The sequence below is a fragment of the Dyadobacter fanqingshengii genome (genome assembly GCF_023822005.2).
Lineage (GTDB): Bacteria > Bacteroidota > Bacteroidia > Cytophagales > Spirosomataceae > Dyadobacter > Dyadobacter fanqingshengii.
The window spans coordinates 2233837-2251978 of sequence record NZ_CP098806.1 but is presented as its reverse complement, the minus strand read 5'-3'; the positions used below and the strand labels follow the sequence as shown (position 1 = coordinate 2251978).

The window sequence follows — 18142 nt, the reverse complement described above, 5'->3', positions numbered from 1 at the left end:
GGAAACTATCGTTCTGCCTGAAACAGGTGGCCGGTTTGTTTAAAAATCCATTCGTGGAAGCGCCCGGTATCATTGCCGAAACTCACTTTAACAGGAATATAGGCAAACTTTCCTGCCACTCCCGACGCTTCAACCAACGGCTTCAACTTGACCATATCCTTTTCGGTTGTGACCACAAAAGTATCGTTTTTTAAGTTCTTAATCAGTTCTTCCGCGTCGGCAGGCGTGTAATTATGATGATCCTTAAAAACAACTTCATCTGTAACGTCAAACCGGGCCCGCAGATATGCAGTGAAGGGCAAAGGATTTGCGATGCCGGCTGCCATTTTAACTTTCTTTAACGAAACGTGCCCTCCTGCGTAGCTTTCGGGCTCTCCATACTCAAGGAATGAAAAAAAAACGGGCGTTTCGGGCTTGCTGAATTGGCGAATGGCTATTGTAATGTCGTTCCGCACATGATCTGCAAGCAGGGCAGGAGATTTGGTTACGATGATGGCATCGGCTCGTCCGGCGCCGTTTCTGGTTTCGCGCAGGCGCCCGGCAGGGAAGGGGAGGTCCTGGTAGAATGGTCGCTGAAAGTCATTCAACAGCAAATTGATATCCCTTGCAATCGCTCTGTGCTGGAAGGCGTCGTCCAAAAGCAGCAGCTTTTTTTCCGGGGCCGTTACTGCAATGTTTTCGGCGCCATGAACGCGGTTTTCAGAAACGGCAACTAATACATTGGGATTGAATTTTAAAAAATACTGCATAGGCTCATCGCCGATCTCAGCCGGCGTCGACGCAGAATGGGCCAAAATAAAGCCGCGCGTTTTCCGGCCATAACCGCGACTCAGTATCGCCGTCGGGACTCTATTGGAAAAAAGGCTTGTAAGATATTCCGTAACAGGCGTTTTGCCCGTGCCGCCAACGGTCAGGTTACCAATGGATATGACGAATTGGGAAGGTTTTTTGGAAGCGAATAATTGGTAATCATAACCCCAATTGCGAAGATTGGTAATCAAACCATAGATCCACGAAAACGGTGTCAGTGCAATTTTTATCCAATTATGTTCTTTCATAACTGGTGCATAATTACGTATTTTTTGGCTAATATTGTGCCCCGAAAAACGCTGACACCTCAAAAACATGCCTTTAAAAATTGTGTATAAACCCTACACGCTGCATTTTCGCAATGAAGCGCGCACCTCCCGGGGAGTTCTTACACAAAAGACGTCGTGGCTCATCAAAATCACCGATTCAGAGCAACCAGGCGTTGAAGGTTATGGTGAATGTGGCCCGCTGCCAGGTTTGAGCGTGGACGATATGCCCGATTACGAACCGCAATTAGCGGCAGTCTGTGATCTTTTCAATGAGATGGATCTGGACGTTTTTCCTTTTAATCTCGGCATTATTCTCGATCAGGTTATCCCGCAACATTTACCTTCTGTGCGGTTTGGTGTGGAAATGGCTTTGCTGGATATTATGAATGGCGGGAAAAGAGTTCAGTTCAAAAATGCGTTTTCAAGAGGGGAGACCGCCATATTAATGAACGGGCTGATCTGGATGGGATCTTACGAAAATATGTCGGAGCAGGTCCAGGATAAGTTGGAGCAAGGATTTTCTACGCTTAAAATGAAAGTCGGCGCGATCAATTTTGATCAGGAATGCCGCATTCTGGAATCTATTCGCAAGCGATTTGATAAAGAGAACATTACATTGAGAGTGGACGCAAACGGCGCGTTTGAAGCGGACAATGTTGATGATAAGCTGAAAAGACTGGCGGAATTTGACCTGCATTCTATTGAACAGCCGGTTAAGCCGGGACAACATCAGCTCATGCAGGAATTGTGTGTTTCATCGCCTGTTCCGGTTGCGCTGGACGAAGAGCTCATCGGCATTTTCGATTACCGTGAAAAATTTGCTATGCTCAAAAAGCTGATGCCGCCTTTCATTATTTTGAAACCAACATTACTGGGCGGATTCCGGCACACCTCCGAATGGATCGAAATTGCAAACCGGTTGAACATTGGCTGGTGGATCACTTCCGCGCTGGAATCCAACATTGGCCTCAGCGCAATTGCCCAGTTCACTGCTTCTTACAATAACCCGCTTCCGCAAGGTTTGGGAACAGGCCAGCTTTATACCAACAATTTCGAATCTCCGCTGAGTGTGGAGAATGGTTATCTGATTTACGATAAATCAGGAAGCCCAATTCAACCCTTTTTTTAACGCTTCCAAAGTTTTAGCCTCAGCAGAACCCGCTTCCGGCTCGAAATTATATTCCCAATTCGCCTGAGGCGGCAAGCTCATCAATATTGATTCGGTGCGGCCATTGGTTTCCAAGCCAAACTTCGTCCCACGGTCCCAAACCAGATTAAATTCCACATAACGTCCGCGGCGCAGGAACTGCCATTGTTTCTGCTGTTCCGTAAATGGTTCGTCGCGGTGCTTTTGCATTAATGCAGTATATATAGGTGCAAATGACTCGCCGATCTCCTTCACAAATGCAAACAGCTCTTCCTTGGATAAGCCCTTGCCATTTCCGGCATCATCTGGTTTCAGATAGTCGAAGAAAACGCCGCCTACACCCCGGGTTTCATTTCTGTGCTGGATAAAGAAATAATCGTCGGCCCAGGTTTTGAATTTGGGATAAAAATCAATGTGGTGTTTGTCGCAGGCGCGTTTCAGGTAATTGTGAAAAAATGCGGCGTCATCTGTGTTAATATAATGTGGAGTTAAATCAATGCCTCCTCCGAACCAGCTAGTGCCGTTATTGAGCTCAAAATAACGCACATTCATATGTATAATAGGCACGTTCGGGTTATACGGGTGCATGACGATGGAAACGCCTGTCGCGGTGAAATGGAAGTCATCATTTTCAGCCAAGTTCATTTGCTGGCGAAGGCGCGGATGCACTTCTCCCTGCACTTTCGAAAAATTGACGCCGCCTTTTTCAAGCACACTTCCATGCTGAATCAGCCTTGTTCTGCCGCCGCCGCCGGAATGGTGTTCCCATAGGTCCTCTTTGAATTTCCCGGTGCCATCCGTTGCTTCAATGGCTTTACAAATGTTGTCTTGTAACCCTTTAAAAAACGCTTCTATTTCTTCAACCTTCATACGCTACCGTTATCGTTGCGGGCAAAAATACGATAAATCTTAAAGTGTCCCGAGCGACAACCGAAAAACCAGTAAGTCTTTGATGTGATACAGTCAATGGCAATAAGTATTAATAAGATAAATTAAAGTTTAAAAGAGAATTATTATAAAAGAGTAAACAAATGGTGACTTATTACCGAATAAACGCTGACAACGTCGTTGGAAAGATTATGTTGCCAAAACAGTTATCATTTCCTTGATATCTATGAAATTTTCTATAATTTGCCAATAATAGCCTATTTCACTTGTCAGCACCCATTATCAGCCCAACCTGGAATGTGACGATAGGTTACAACTTCTTCTTTTTTTATTAATATTTAAACAAACCCGAACAGTTAATGAAAAAAAATCTCTACCTGACTATCTTACTGTGTTTCTCTGTCCTGCACGTATGGGCACAAAACCAGCTAAGCGGACGCATCACTGATGCAGCCGAAAATGTGCCACTACCGGGGGTAAGCGTCCTCTTGAAAGGAACAACATCCGGAACAACTACGGATGCAGACGGTCGTTTTTCGCTTGCCACTCCATCCTCCTCAGGAACACTTGTTGTTTCCTACATCGGTTACTTTACCCAGGAAGTTGAAATTGGAAATCGTTCTACGATTGACATTGCCATGAGCGCGGACGTGAAATCACTCACCGAAGTGGTTGTAACGGGTTATGCCGCACAACGTAAAAAGGACATTACCGGGGCTGTAACGGTAATTAATACGAAGGAACTGACTGCTGTGCCTTCTGCGAGTGTTACCCAAATGCTGCAGGGACGTGCGGCGGGGGTAACTGTTGGAAATGACAACTCTCCGGGTGGCGGAACAATGGTCCGTATTCGTGGATTTGGATCTATCAACAACAACAGCCCGCTGTATGTAATTGATGGTGTGCCAACACAGGGAACACTAAACCAATTGAACCCGAATGATATAGAATCCATGCAGGTGTTGAAAGATGCTTCTGCTGCTTCTATTTACGGTGCGCGCGCGGCGAACGGCGTTGTGATCATTACAACCAAGAAAGGGAAACAGGGCGATCCCAGCATTACATTTGACTTCTACACCGGCACGCAGCGACCAGGTAAAATGCTCGATCTGTTGAATACGAAGGAATTAGGTCAATATTTGTATCAGTCTGATATCGGTGCAGGTAAAAATCCTTCTGCAACTTCCCCATCTGTGCAGTATAAGTTTGATGAAAACGGCAACCAGACCATCGCGGATTACATTTATCCAAACGTTTATGGTGAATTGCCAGCTGGTACGACTTATACCAATGACATTGCCGATCCTGCACTGGGTAAGACAGCCTTCAACATTACAAAAGCAAATAAAGAAGGAACTGACTGGCAGGATGTGATCTTTGATCCGGCACCGATCTCAAATTATCAGATTGGCGCGAGCGGTGGTTCAAAATCTGCAAAATATGCGATCTCTGCTAACCATTTCAAGCAGGACGGTATTTTGAGATACACCAAATACAAAAGATATTCTGTACGTGCCAACACGGAATTTACTAAAGGGAAATTCACTGTGGGAGAAAACCTTACATTCTCCTATGACGAAAGACAAGGCATTACGAACAATGACGAGGGTAACCCGATCATGTTTGCGATCCGCGTTCACCCGATCATTCCGGTGTTTGATATCACAGGCGGTCCTGCTGCATTGGGCGGAACCAATACTTCTGCTTACAACGGATTTGCGGGAAGCCGCGGTAGTAACCTCGGAAATGCGCCAAACCCACTGGCCCGTCTGTATCGTGAAAAGGACAACATTACGAGAGGCACGCACGTGTTCGGTAATATGTTCGCACAAGTGGACATCTTGCCCGGATTGGTTGCCCGCACCAGTTTTGGTCTGGAATACAACCAAACAAACCGCTCGGAATATTTCCACCGCGACATTGAAGCTGCAGAGTCGAGAAACGCAAACAGCATGAACGTGATCAATAACCTGGACCGTTCGATCACTTGGTTCAATACATTGAACTATGCGAAGACGTTCGGCGTGCACAACGTTAATATTTTGCTGGGAACGGAAGCTGTTAAGACGTATTTTGCTGCTTTTCAGGCAAGCAGGAGTGGTTTTGCATTTGATGACCTGGATTACCGTTACCTGGATGCAGGGTCGGCGGCAGGTTTGGCCAATGCAGGAGCCGGTGCTGAAAGGACTGCGCTTTTCTCACAATTTGGTAAAATCAACTATGGTTTCAAAGAGTTGTTACTGGCTGACTTTACACTGCGTCGCGACGGATCTTCCCGTTTCTCGGAAGCCAATCGTTATGGTGTTTTCCCTGCGTTCTCGGTGGGTTTGCGCTTGACGGAGCTTGAATTCATGAAGCCGACCAAGAAGGTTTTGGATGATCTGAAACTTCGTTTTGGATGGGGTAAAACTGGTAACCAGCTGATCCCGAACGTTTACAATGCTTACACATTGTACGCTCCGGATCCACAAAACAATGCTTATGATATCAACGGAACAGGAACATCCATCGTGGGTGGATTTGACCTTGTGCAGTTTGGTAACAACAATGGTAAATGGGAAACCAACACTTCTACCAACATTGGTCTTGACGCCGTGTTGCTGAATGGTAAACTGGAATTTGTGCTTGACTTGTACAACCGTAAAACAACGGATATGTTGACGCAGATCGCCATTCCAAGAACGGCCGGAACAGGAACAATTCCATACACCAACATTGGTGAGGTTAGCAACAAAGGTTTCGACGTTGGTCTAAACTTCCGCGATAAAAAAGGAGATTTCTATTATGCAGCTGGTGTGAACTTTGGTCACTACAAAAATGAAGTGATTAAGCTGAACAACGACCCTAATGCGACGATCTTTGGTTTCACAACGCGTCTTCCGGCTATGTCAGCTTCAAAAGCAGGCTACCCGATCGCGAGCTATTATGGCTACTTTGTGGATGGTGTGATCAAAGATCAGGCAGAAGCAGATGCGGCTCCTAAATTCGGTTCGTATACACGTGAGGGAACATTCAAATTCCGTGATGTGAATGGTGATGGCATCATTACTGCTGCTGACCGTACGATCATCGGCAGCCCGCACCCTGACTTCAACTATGGGGTGAACCTGAATGTTGGTTACAAAGCATTTGATCTGACTGTGTTCGGTCAGGGAGTTCAGGGTAATGAGATCTTCAACTATGTGAGATACTGGACGGATTTCAACGTTTTCCAGGGTAACAGGTCAAAAGATATGCTTTACAACTCCTGGAAAAAATCGGGTGATGACGCCAAATTGCCACGCCTTAACTCAGGCGATGCAACAAGCCAGCAGGTTTCTTCTTACTTTCTGGAAGATGGTTCTTATTTCCGCGTGAAAAATGTTCAGCTGACTTACACGCTGCCGGTTAAATTGCTTAAAAGGGTTAAGATCGCATCAGCGCAGGTTTATCTGCAAGGCCAGAACATGCTGACATTTACCAAATACACAGGACTTGATCCGGACATTAACCTGAGAAGATCTGGTAACAACAACGAAGACAAGCATATGGGTGTGGATGAAGGTGCTTATCCGGTGTCCAAATCTTATCTGGTAGGCTTGCGTTTTGGTTTCTAATCCTCTGACATTCACGAAATTTCATATTATAACAATGAAAAAAATATCCATATTAATCGTTTTAATCGGACTGAGCTTTTCCTGCTCAGACAGCTTTTTCGATCTAAAACCACAAGGCCGTGCGTCCCTTGAACAACTCAGTAATAAGAATGGTGTAAATGCCTTGTTAATAGGCGCTTACTCACTTGTGGATGGTGTAGGATCCGGAAATACCGGCCGTCAGTCTACGGTCTCAAACTATGTTTTCGGCGGGATTGCGAGCGATGACGCAGTGAAAGGAACGGATGCGGGTGACCAGCCTGAGCAATCGTTCATCGAGCAGTATAACTGGCTTTCGGACAACACTTATTTCCTTGGCAAATGGTGGCACCAATATGATGGAGTGGCCAGATGCAATGAAGTGATCCAGATCGCTACGGGAGAATTGGTAAAGGATATGACCGAAGCTGAAATTGCTCAGGTTGTTGCAGAAGCGCGTTTTCTAAGAGGATTCTTCCATTTTGAAGCCAAGAAAATGTGGAATAAAATTCCTTACATCGACGAAAAGGTGTACGTGTCTGCTGATCCTAATTCTACAAAAGTTCCTAATACAGAAGATATCTGGCCTAAAATTGAGGAGGATTTCAAATTTGCAGCTGACAATCTTCCAACGGTTCAGGCGCAAAAAGGAAGGGCAACGCAATGGGCTGCCAAATCTTTCCTTGCAAAATCCTTACTGTTTCAAAAGAAATGGGCAGCAGCAAAAACTTTGCTGGATGATGTTGTGAAAAATTCAGGTAAAAAACTGGTTGCCAACTATCATGACAATTACAGGACGACCGGAAACAACAACACAGAATCCATTTTCGAAGTACAGTTTTCTGTAAACGACGGAACAAATGGTAACAATGGTAACGCAGGGGATAACCTCAACTGGCCATATTCGGCGGGTGCTCCGGGACGTGGCTGCTGCGGTTTTTACCAGGCCTCCCATAACCTTGTGAATGCATTCAAAACAGAAAACGGTTTACCAATGATCGGCGCTGCCGGAGATGGTTCGCTTGACACTTACAACAAAGTGGATCTTCCGAATGATCAGGGAATTGTGAGCTCAGCCGCATTTACATTGGACAAGACAATTCCTGTAGACCCACGTCTTGACTGGACAGTTGGCCGTCGCGGCGTGAACTTCCTGGATTGGGGACCTATGCCAGGTTCAGCATGGATTCGTGATCAGGTTTATGCAGGTCCGTTCACTGGCAAAAAATGGATGTATTACCTGGCTGAGGAAAACAGCACAACGCACTCAACCAGCAAACGTAACGTGAACAACAACTTCCGCATGATCAAGCTTTCCCACGTTTTGTTGTGGTTGGCTGAATGCGAAGTTGAGCTTGGAAATCTGGCGGTTGCAGAAGGTTATGTAAACCAAATCCGTCTGCGCGCCAAAACCGGTTCTGTTCAGGATGCGTCGGTAACTTACAAAGTAGAGCCATATCCGGCCGGAACATTCGCAAGCAAAGGCGCTGAATATGCAAGAAATGCAGTCCGTATGGAGCAACGTCTTGAATTTGCAATGGAAGGTCACCGATTCTTCGACCTGGTTCGCTGGGGCATTGCAGCCAAAGTGCTTAACAAATATGCTGCTGAGGAAGCGGTTCCGGGTAAAGAACCATCTGGCCGTACATTCAGCAAAAGAGGTTACATGGCTGGCAAAACCTTTACAGAGAAAAACAATTACTTTCCGCTTCCACAGGACGAGATCCTGAACAGCCAGCTGGATGGTAAGCCTACATTAACGCAGAACCCAGGTTACTGATCTGCTTTGACACAAATAAAAGGGCGGCCATTCGGTCGCCCTTTTATTTGTTAGGGCAGTTATGGACGCCGATACGGGGCTTGCCACTTGTTGGTGCCACAGTTTCACTTTCACCCGCCGAAGCAGGCACTATTACCGATCCGCAAAGCACATTCCGGTTCGATGTATTGCCCGTGGGTCGCTGCTGGAGGCCCATTGATGTGGAATATTCCGAAACGCTGAAAACCACGCTTTACGAAGCGCGAAGTCATTACTCGGTAAAAATGAAAGACTATTTCCGGCCGGATCTGCGGTGGGAGTTTTGACTTGATTTTGAATGATTGAATGAGCGGTCGCCGCTGCGATGAATAGGCGGGCTTGATGCGCTGGATGTTAAAGTGTTTAAGTTGTTATTGGTCAATTTGTTAACGGGTTTAGTTAAAAAAACTGTTTTCAAATGCGAACTTTTCGATTTGAAATGTTGTAATTTGTTTTGAAATGAAACTTTAACCTGGCAGTTTTTTGCTGCTAATGTGAAGTCCGAATGCCAACTAAATAATGGGGGTGACTGGAATTGACAGCGGGTTGGAAGTCTGTGTGTAAGCATGTCGGGAGTTGAGATTACCTCCCGTAAATAATGGTCTCAAACAATAACTGGCGAAAATACTTACGCCATGGCAGCCTAATCCGGAGGATTTAGCTAATGCCATCATCCCTCCAACCTACGTGCTGATGGTTGGGCTCCGGGGTGTCGCAAATCAGCGCTGGTTGAAATAGCGGTACGGAAATTCAACGAGACACCAGTATCTAAGGCCATGACGCGGGTCCGCCGTGCACCTTGTCTGGCCCGACAACCTAATCACGGATAAGCATGTAGAAGGCGCAGGGTTTCCCTGTTCTGGACCAGGGTTCGACTCCCTGCATCTCCACTGATTGAAAAATCAAATCTTACAAAAACCCGCAAAATCAATTTGCGGGTTTTTTGTTATCCGCAGATTTTGCAGCAAAACCCGAGGGAGGAATTAGGGGTTGAGAAAAATACGGGAAAGTAAGTATTTGAAAATAAGTTGATTAGAGATGGATTTCGACTCCCTCCATCTCCACTCCAACAAGTTTCTAAATCTGCATAGGCCCGTAAATCAAGATTTGCGGGCTTTCTGTTTTCCTGCTCGCTATCCAAATCTTTCAAAGTCTAACAATAGCAAAGGGACGAATTCGGGACTGAGTCCCATTATGATTGTTAGTCCCTTTTTGGTCCCTTGGATATACCTAATTGTTTGTCATTCAATAACATGTGCAGCAAATGAACATCTTGATTCAACAAAATGAGATATCTAATTTTAAAACAAAAAAAGATGGAATCAAGCATGACAATTCTGTTTTCGGTTAGGCAATCAAAGATCAATCGAAACAATCAACTGCCCGTTTACATGCGGGTAACAATTGGTGGAGCAAGGTTTGAAGTTGCAACAGGCAAATCTGTATCACCGGAAAAGTGGTTAGCAAGCTCAGGAAAAGCGAAGGGCGCAACAATAGAGGCTAAAGAAGTCAACGCATTTTTGGAAACCTTGGCAGGTAAAGCTTATGCCATTCAGCGGCAAATCATCAAGGAGGATCTATTGATGTGTATTGAAATTTTTAAGCGGAAGTGGCAGGGAGAAGATCAAAATATCATCGGGCTGTTGACCATATTTAAAGAACATAACGCCAAGGTCAAACAGTTGATCAATTTAGAATATGCGCACGCAACCTATATGCGATATCAGACCACGCTCAGGCACACCGAAGAGTTTATCACTTGGAACTACAAAACGAAGGACTTTGATGTCCGAAAACTCAATTTCAAATTTATATCGGATTTCGAGTTTTATTTAAAAGGTGTAAAAAAGGTTGGTCACAATGCTACAATGAAGTACTTGGCAAACCTAAAGAAGATAGTACTCATTTGCGTGAAAAATGACATCATAGCGAAAGACCCGTTTTTTGCATTTAAATTTGCAAAGCACGAAGTCGATCGAATTGCACTAACGGAGCATGAATTACGCACAGTTGCGAATAAAGTGTTTGAGATTCCACGTTTAGAACAAGTAAGAGACATCTTTCTCTTCTGCTGCTACACTGGCCTGGCGTATGCCGATGTCGCAAAACTTAGCAAAATGGATATAATAGAAGGTCGTTCAGGTGAAATGTGGATAAATATAAAGCGTCAAAAGACAGACTCTGCCTCCCGAATTCCACTTCTACCACCAGCTTTGAAGTTGCTAAAAAAGTACGAGAGCCAATTGGAGCGTTTAGACAAGCATCTGCTTCCGGTCCTCTCCAACCAAAAGATGAATGCTTATTTGAAAGAGATTGGAGATGTTTGTGGAATAGTTAAGCCAATTACTTTTCACCTAGCTAGACACACTTTTGCCACAACAGTTACGCTTTCAAATGGAGTTCCAATTGAAACGGTCTCAAGAATGCTTGGACATCGCAGCCTGAAAACGACCCAGCTATACGCGAAAGTCCTGGACAAAAAAGTCAGTGATGATATGCAACGATTGTCAGAGATTATAGGCGCAAAATTTTAGATCATATGTATGGTACCATTAATTAAAGTTTGACAAACAGACTCGGCAAAAGGGCAGCTAAACAAGTGGCCCTATTTCCTAATACTCTGAGAAGCCGCCAAAAGTTTGCGGCATAGTGGCGGCTTTTTCTATTGTTTGAGGTACTACAAGTTTTACCAGCGAACTCAGTGGGGCACTAATTTCGTTTCCTTTGGCTGTTAACGGCAACTGTTAAACAGGCTTTTTCTGTTGCCAAGCATATATTTTTAAATGAGCATGAGGAATATGAATAAAATCATTTCCACCTTCTCACATGTAGTATCTCTGGCTCACAACATCAATTATCTTAAAAAAAGACAAGTACAGTCATTTCTGTTAAGGAAAAAGCCAAACAAGGGCTTGCACAGGTGGTCGATCAGTACCATAGTAGCCGAGGGCAATCACCAACGCCGGATTAGATTACCAGGTTGAAAACGCTAAACTATTTGCTGGGGTGTTAATTGGACCTACTATCGATTAATGCAACAAGGCCGATTGCTGATTCGCAGCTCAAAAGCTAATAGAGATTGCCATGGCACTTACTAAGGAAGTGATGTGGGATTTGGAGGGAAGGAGAGTAAATGTGTTTTCAACGCAATATATAAATATTGTCGAGGATGTTCGTGTTCCGTCAGCGGCTAATAGCCTCAATTAGTGGGGGAGCTTGTCTTCCTTTTTTTATCACCAAAGCTGGCCGCCGTGGAAGCGAAGCTTCAATTAGCTTTTGATTCAACCAGCCAGACTTTACTTCCCTGCTTAGGATGGTATGATGGCAAGTATTTTATGTAGCCGAATATTTCGAGCTCTTTCAAGTGTTTATGATATGTCGACGGGCTTTTTGCTCGGGACATCTGCATGATCATCCGCCTAGTTACCTGAAAGGGACTTGATTGCCTGTTTTTATCCCAAAGCAGCACCAAGGCAAGGTAAGTCCCCACATGCCAGATCCTTACTCTTCGGTCAATAAGGATCCGGTTAAAGATTTTTGTTATTGATCTTTCCATCACTTTATTCGTTTTGTATCAGCTAGCACCAGTGATTGGATTTCCTGGAATGCATAATAAAATGATCCTCCTATATTGCTATGTTTTAACCTTCCGTTTATTCTCAGATTCTGATGCGTACCGGATGAGATGTTCAGCATCCTCCTTTTGCATTAGCGCTTCGAAGCGATTTCTTCGGAGCCTTATTCGAGCTGGCAAGAAACCGCTTTAAGTCTTCGAGCAGCTCCCGCCATAAGACTTGCAAAACTTCCTTAGTTATTACCTCAATATTTATCTTCCAAAAATTAATTGTCAGCCACTAAGTTTAGGCGGAGAAATTTTGGTCGTCTTGTTTTTCTTGAATGCCAGTTGCTGACAGATGTACCCGAGCCACTGAATTATAGGCCAAAGAAAGATTGCAGCACGGTAGCAACCACCAGAAAAATACAGCTTCCAAACCACGCCGCCGCGACCTTTCCGGTATCATTGTCCCCGGCATTCCATTTCTGGAAAACCTTCACTGCGCCTACCAGCCCCAGCACCGCGCCAATGGCATACATCAGCTGCGTGCCTGGCTCGAAGTAGCTCTGCGCCTGGCTGTCGGCTTCGGAGATGCCCGCCGCGCCGTCTTGCGCTTTGGCAATGGTTGCCATTACTGAGAGCAGCGCTGCTGCCCATACTTGTTTTGCCCTGCTTGATAGGGCTGTTTTCCCACATTTCATACGCCTCGTTGATTATTGTTTTAAACTTGTTTACTCTGTTTGTCTCCTTGCGGCTCCCAAGCCCGAAGGCCCGGGAGCGCAGGAGAGCGGGCTCATCATTAAACCTCCTTCCATAACTCCTCTAGCTCCACAGCACTGAGGTTGATGAAGCCATATTTTGCAGATTCCGAAGTGATCACATTGTTGATCGCCTCACGGAACGGCGTGCCTTTGACGGCAGAAAAATCTTTGATTGACATCTGGTTTAGAAAAACAAAGTCCCGCTTTTCGTACCCTTTTTGGTATGCTTCTTTGATGCTATTCCTGAGCTGCGAGCTGAGCTCTTCGACCTTGGCAAACAAGGCTTCATTTTGCCAGGGTTGCTTTTTCACTTCAACAGGCTCAGTGGTTTCTTCCGGCTGACTTGCCTGCGGTGGGCTAACCGGTGGGGGCTTTTCCGGCCGTTCCGAGAACCGGGATTTTGAATCGAGTAGTGCCCGGATATCCTGCCTGTAATACCGGATACCGATGATCACATAGTAGATCGCCACTGCGGCACCCACTGCCAGAAAGTAGCCTGTCCAGGATAAATGCGTTGCCATAACTCGTGTTGTTTTAAGGTTGCTGCTGCATTGATTACCTGACAAAACAACACTCAAAACCAAGGCTCTTCAAGTACAACTTTTTCTTGTACCCACGCCGCGACTACAGTACCCCAATGATTATCAATTGAATAGAAAAAGGAAATTGCCACAAGACTTGCCAAATTTTTGAAGACCGTCTAAATGCCCGAAAGAGTTTCATGTATCAATGATGCCCCAAAGTTAGGCACAGGGCCGCGGAGCGTAGTGGAAATTCCGGCATAAACGCATGGCTCACCCACATGCTTTCCTTTATTCCGTTGCTTCCACTACTTGCTTGCCCAGTGCTAGAATGAAGCGCCATAATTCATTCAATCACTTCAAAATCAAGGTAATTATGGAAAGCTTCGCGAATGTTTCAAACTTGTATCAGGTAGCAGAGATTGAGCTGATCTACAAAACCAATGTGCAAGCAAGCCAGCGTCCTAAAATAGAATCGTCCAGAGATGCATATAAGGTGCTGATGCAAACCTGGAATCCTGACAGGCTAGAATTTATTGAAGAGTTCAAGATACTGCTATTAAATAATGCCAGCCGAGTGCTAGGTATTTTTGAAGTTTCCAAAGGTGGGATTTCAGGTGCAAGTGCTGATGTAAGGATCGTTTTTGCAGCTGCTTTGAAAGCCAATGCAACAGGGATTATCCTGGCCCACAATCACCCTTCCGGACAGCTTGTGCCGAGTCATGCTGATAAGTATATTACTGAGAATATGAGAAAGGCTGGAGAATTACTGAATATCCGAGTGTTGGATCATTTGATCGTTACGGCGGAAGGGTTTTGTTCGTTTTCGGATGAGAGTCTTTTGTGAAATCACAAATCTTACTGTGGCATACCTTGACGGCAATGTCACAGTAAATACAACCGGAATCATCAAGGAATTTGGCTGGAATTTGAGAGTTTGCTATAGTCAAGAAACATAATACTAGCCTATCTAGGTCAACTATTCGTTGGCTGCGTTATAATTTGCGGTTCCTTTCCTGCCGGTTCTAGAAACGAGATTGCGAATTAAGTATGGTCTTGATATCCTGGCGGTATACCGGATGCCAATGATTACATAGTAGATCGCCACTGGGGCACTAACGCCAGAAAGTAGCCTGTCCAGGATAAATGCGTAACCATAACTCGTTTTGTTTTAAGGTTGCTGCAGCATTGATTACCTGACATAATAACAACCAAAACCAAGGTGCTTTAAGTAGATTTAATGATCTTCGACTTCTACTCAAAAAACCGCATATGAAAAATAATCGTGTAATTTTATCACTAGCGTGGGTCACTTTCGCTGTCGCCATGTTCATCAGTGGCTCGTTTAAATATGTTCTACTAGGTTTTTCAATAGCGGCCTTCCTGATTTTTATTCTCAAAATTGTTAACCGAGATAAAACCACATAACATAATGCCCTTAAATAGCGTAATCGATACTCACACATCCTCTCAGGAAATAGCGTGAGCTCAGCGAAGCAGTCCGCCTATTTTATCCAAATGGCTTTTTAAATTCAAGGGGGTACGAAAGATTATGCAGATATAATTTTTGGTTCGAGATGTTATCTACTGACTGAGTAGCCATTACAACCCAAATATTTCTTACAACTTTGCGAGGCGCTTGTTCAACTCTACCAGACCGGATTTCTGCAAGCAATCGGCCGACAATGCTAATAGTTCTTCCTTTGTCTCGTTTGAGGCGATTTCAATCAAGTCAGGATTACCCTCAACACCGGGAAAACTTAAGGCTCTTTTAATTGCCTGGGTCAGAAGCAAAACATTCCGCCTGCTAATCTTCAAATCGATCTTGATTTGATCATTCATTCCGGAGATACTCATGATGGTATCATACACACTTGTCAGCTCTTTTGCGTTCATCATTTTCTTGTTTTTAGTACAGTACAAAAATAATAATTGCCCCTGAAACGATCCTAAGGAGAATTTACCCAGGATAGGTAGCTGACATTTGTGTTCTTTAATTTCGCTCCACGAACAAAAACAGAAAGCAAAATGAGCGAAAGAGAGAGGGGAAGCCGCGGGCTGTTAACGTTGGCAGAAATTAGGGAAATAGACCTTATTGGTTATCTGTCAGAATTAGGATTTGAGCCAGTCAAAGTGCATAGTGCAGATCACTGGTATTTGTCCCCCTTGCGGGATGAACGGACTGCATCGTTTAAAGTCAATCGGAGACTTAATCGTTGGTATGATCGCGGAATCAGTCTTGGAGGGAATTTAATTGACTTCGCCACGATTTTTTACCAGTGCTCAGTTGGGGAAGTAATCAAGACTTTCTCCGATTACTGGTCCTTTCACAGGCCCAAGATTCTTTTACCTTCAACAGAGAAGGCTGCCGCGAATTGCCCCATACAAGTTTTGTATACCGGGCAGCTCACAAGTAAAACACTTTTGGACTACATAGTTTCAAGATCTGTTTCACCTGATATCGCCAGGCAATACTGCCGACAGGTTAACTACCAGATGGGAGACCGAAGGTATTTTGAAATTGGCTTGCTCAATAATTCTGGTGGTTATGAGCTACGGAATTCTTACTCGAAGTTGGCAAGCAGTCCGAAGGATATTACTACAATCAATGTCGGTGCTCTGACAGTCTCGATGTTTGAGGGCATGTTCGATTTTCTGTCCTACAAAACCTTGATGAGAAAGATGACTGAGCAACCCGAGAATTACGTCATCCTGAACTCCATCTCTCTCTTCGATCGCGCACGACCTTTTCTGGAAAGCCATTATAACATCGACCTATATTTTGATCGGGATACTGCAGGTGTTAGGAGCACTTCGACAGTAAAGGACATCAGTGAAAAATACAATGATGCCAGTGGAATGTATACTGGCTATAAGGATTTCAATGAGTGGTTGGCAAGTACATCATCGAGCCAAAAGAGTTGAATTATCAGAGGAGCCAAATTTGACGACTCCCAACTACAAAAAGTCTAGGTGGATTGCCTCTTACCCGCAATCGGCCAGATGTCAGGTTGTATCACAACCTAAGGATCTGGCCCGCCGGGCACTCCGGAGTCGTTAGCGGGATTGACCGAAAAATGAATGTCGAAATGTGAAAATGATAATGTGATGAATGAAGACAAACACAACCGAACCAAGTGGCTGCATGTCCGCTTAACGCCTGAGGAGTTTCAGCTGCTTCTTCGTAGAGTACAAAGGACAACATGCCGAAAGACGAGTGAGTATGCAAGAAAGATCCTGCTTTCTGAGCCCGTTGTGATTAACCATCGAGACCAGTCATTTGATGAAACGATGGTTGAGTTGACCCGTCTCAGACGCGAGCTAACAGCTGCCGGTAATAACCTAAATCAAGCCGTCAAACGGCTACATGCCTTGTCCCAAATCGCCGACTTTCGCAGTTGGTTGGATGCCAACGAAAATGACAAAAATCAGTTTCTCGAGCTGGTTAAAGAGATCAATATTTACATCAGTAAAGCTTCTAAGATATGGTTGCGATCATAAAGACAGGGGCTTCTATTCGAAGCACTTTTTACTACAACGAAAACAAGTTGAAGGAGGGTGTAGCCGAGTGCATCATGGCGGGAAATTACCCGGATGATGTGGCAAATCTGAATGAGCAAGAGCGGTTAAATATGCTCCTGAAACTGGCTGCCTTGAACACGAATGTTGTCCGAAACAGCGTTCACATCTCATTAAATTTTGACCCTTCCGAGCAACATTCCAAGGCGCTTTTGAAAGAAATTTCGCAGGCTTATATGGAGAAGATTGGCTTTGGTGATCAGCCATTCCTGGTGTATCAACATCACGATGCCGGGCATCCGCACATCCACATTGTGAGCGTAAAAGTAGCGCATGATGGAAGCCGGATTGAAACGCAGAATATCGGACGAAACCAATCGGAAAGGGCGAGGAAGGAAATCGAACAAGAGTTTCATCTGGTGAAGGCATCTAGTAAAAAACACCAGCAATCCGAACATTTAAAGCCCGCGATGGTTAGTGCAAACTATGGTAAGGTTGAGACCAAACGAGCAATATCGAATATTCTTGCAGGGGTTATCGACAAGTACAAATTCACTTCCATTCCTGAGCTAAACGCCGTGTTGAATCGCTACAATGTCGCGGCAGATCGCGGAAATGAAGAGTCCAGAACTTTCAAGAAAGGCGGGCTTCACTACCGGTTGTTAAACGCAAAAGGCGAACGGGTCGGTGTGCCAATTAAGGCTAGCGACTTTCACCAAAAACCGACATTAAATTACCTCCAAAACCGGTTTGAAATCAACGATCAACTTCGGCAAACAGACAAGCTAAGAGTCAAAAACGCAATTGATTTCACATTGTATGGAAAGACGAATGTGACACTTGATCGCCTCATTAATATTCTTGAACGAGATGGAATCGACACCGTTCTCTGGAAGAATGATACCGGACTGATCTATGGAATTACTTATGTCGATCACCGCTCGAAAGCAGTTTTTAACGGAAGTTCTCTCGGTAAAAATTATAGTGCAAAAGCCATCCAGGAACGCTGTGTGACTATCGATACCGCCATGGCTAACAGGCTATCTAATACACAGAAACAAGAGCATCCAATAACAGGTCATGGACAGTCAGCCACATCAAAAAGCTATTTGCTCGCAATTCCTGAGCAGAGTAATGAGGCAAGACTTGCCAATGGTGAGGATTCACTATTTGACCCTGTCAAACAAGATGGTTTTACACCAGCAGACCTTCGTGGAAACAAACGTAAAAAGAAAAAAGGGTTCTCTCAATCACTTTAA

14 protein-coding genes and 1 other RNA gene are annotated in these 18142 nt (G+C 44.7%); 10 read left to right on the top strand and 5 right to left on the bottom strand.

All coding sequences use genetic code 11. The features are described from left to right. Nucleotides 1-5: 5 nt before the first annotated feature. Entirely contained in the window at nt 6-1058 is a 1053-nt protein-coding gene (gene lpxK, locus NFI81_RS09220; RefSeq protein WP_234612752.1) for a tetraacyldisaccharide 4'-kinase, read from the bottom strand. Nucleotides 1059-1125: 67 nt separating this feature from the next. Here lpxK and NFI81_RS09215 point away from each other — a divergent pair, with 67 nt between their 5' ends. Beyond that, nucleotides 1126-2208 carry an o-succinylbenzoate synthase gene (locus NFI81_RS09215; RefSeq protein ID WP_234612753.1) on the top strand — a complete coding sequence of 361 codons (1083 nt, stop codon included), beginning with the start codon at nt 1126-1128 and terminating at the stop codon, nt 2206-2208. On the opposite strand, the gene hemF is transcribed toward NFI81_RS09215, so the two are convergent. Then, nucleotides 2179-3096: an oxygen-dependent coproporphyrinogen oxidase gene (hemF, locus tag NFI81_RS09210; RefSeq protein WP_234612754.1), complete on the bottom strand. Its 918-nt coding sequence runs from the start codon at nt 3094-3096 to the stop codon at nt 2179-2181. The two genes, NFI81_RS09215 and hemF, sit on opposite strands and share 30 nt — an antisense overlap. Nucleotides 3097-3473: 377 nt before the next feature. Here hemF and NFI81_RS09205 point away from each other — a divergent pair, with 377 nt between their 5' ends. The 5 genes from NFI81_RS09205 to NFI81_RS09185 all read left to right on the top strand — a co-directional run bounded on the left by NFI81_RS09205 (nt 3474) and on the right by NFI81_RS09185 (nt 11060). Beyond that, on the top strand, nt 3474-6710 hold the full coding sequence (locus tag NFI81_RS09205; protein ID WP_234612755.1) for a SusC/RagA family TonB-linked outer membrane protein: 3237 nt from the start codon (nt 3474-3476) through the stop codon (nt 6708-6710). A 34-nt stretch (nt 6711-6744) separates the two neighbouring features. After that, complete coding sequence (locus NFI81_RS09200) at nt 6745-8508, top strand: RagB/SusD family nutrient uptake outer membrane protein (RefSeq protein WP_234612756.1); 1764 nt, start codon at nt 6745-6747, stop codon at nt 8506-8508. A 47-nt stretch (nt 8509-8555) separates the two neighbouring features. Next, entirely contained in the window at nt 8556-8813 is a 258-nt protein-coding gene (locus NFI81_RS09195) for a peptidase associated/transthyretin-like domain-containing protein (protein ID WP_252176048.1), read from the top strand. Nucleotides 8814-9047: 234 nt separating this feature from the next. Next, nucleotides 9048-9419: a transfer-messenger RNA gene (gene ssrA, locus NFI81_RS09190) on the top strand. A 423-nt stretch (nt 9420-9842) separates the two neighbouring features. Beyond that, nucleotides 9843-11060: a site-specific integrase gene (locus NFI81_RS09185; RefSeq protein WP_234612758.1), complete on the top strand. Its 1218-nt coding sequence runs from the start codon at nt 9843-9845 to the stop codon at nt 11058-11060. A gap of 1399 nt (nt 11061-12459) precedes the next feature. Here the strand turns inward: NFI81_RS09185 and NFI81_RS09180 are convergent. Both NFI81_RS09180 and NFI81_RS09175 read right to left on the bottom strand, forming a co-directional pair. Then, nucleotides 12460-12783, bottom strand: coding sequence for a DUF4134 domain-containing protein (locus tag NFI81_RS09180; protein ID WP_255703564.1), 324 nt, complete (start codon nt 12781-12783; stop codon nt 12460-12462). 98 nt (nt 12784-12881) lie between these two features. Then, nucleotides 12882-13364, bottom strand: a complete 483-nt coding sequence (locus tag NFI81_RS09175) for a hypothetical protein (RefSeq protein WP_234612760.1) — start codon at nt 13362-13364, stop codon at nt 12882-12884. 376 nt (nt 13365-13740) lie between these two features. Between NFI81_RS09175 and NFI81_RS09170 the strand changes: the two genes are divergently transcribed. Further along, nucleotides 13741-14211: a JAB domain-containing protein gene (locus NFI81_RS09170; RefSeq protein ID WP_234612761.1), complete on the top strand. Its 471-nt coding sequence runs from the start codon at nt 13741-13743 to the stop codon at nt 14209-14211. A gap of 773 nt (nt 14212-14984) precedes the next feature. Here NFI81_RS09170 and NFI81_RS09165 read toward each other — a convergent pair. Next, the gene (locus NFI81_RS09165; protein ID WP_234612763.1) at nt 14985-15263 is read right to left on the bottom strand and encodes a hypothetical protein; all 279 of its coding nucleotides are present in this window, start codon (nt 15261-15263) and stop codon (nt 14985-14987) included. 129 nt (nt 15264-15392) lie between these two features. On the opposite strand from NFI81_RS09165, the gene NFI81_RS09160 reads away from it, so the two are divergent. From NFI81_RS09160 to NFI81_RS09150, 3 genes are all read left to right on the top strand, one after another. Continuing rightward, nucleotides 15393-16289, top strand: coding sequence for a DUF8464 domain-containing protein (locus tag NFI81_RS09160; RefSeq protein WP_234612765.1), 897 nt, complete (start codon nt 15393-15395; stop codon nt 16287-16289). A gap of 183 nt (nt 16290-16472) precedes the next feature. Next, nucleotides 16473-16865: a plasmid mobilization protein gene (locus NFI81_RS09155; protein WP_234612767.1), complete on the top strand. Its 393-nt coding sequence runs from the start codon at nt 16473-16475 to the stop codon at nt 16863-16865. After that, complete coding sequence (locus tag NFI81_RS09150; RefSeq protein WP_234612769.1) at nt 16850-18142, top strand: relaxase/mobilization nuclease domain-containing protein; 1293 nt, start codon at nt 16850-16852, stop codon at nt 18140-18142. Before NFI81_RS09155 ends, NFI81_RS09150 begins: the two co-directional genes overlap by 16 nt.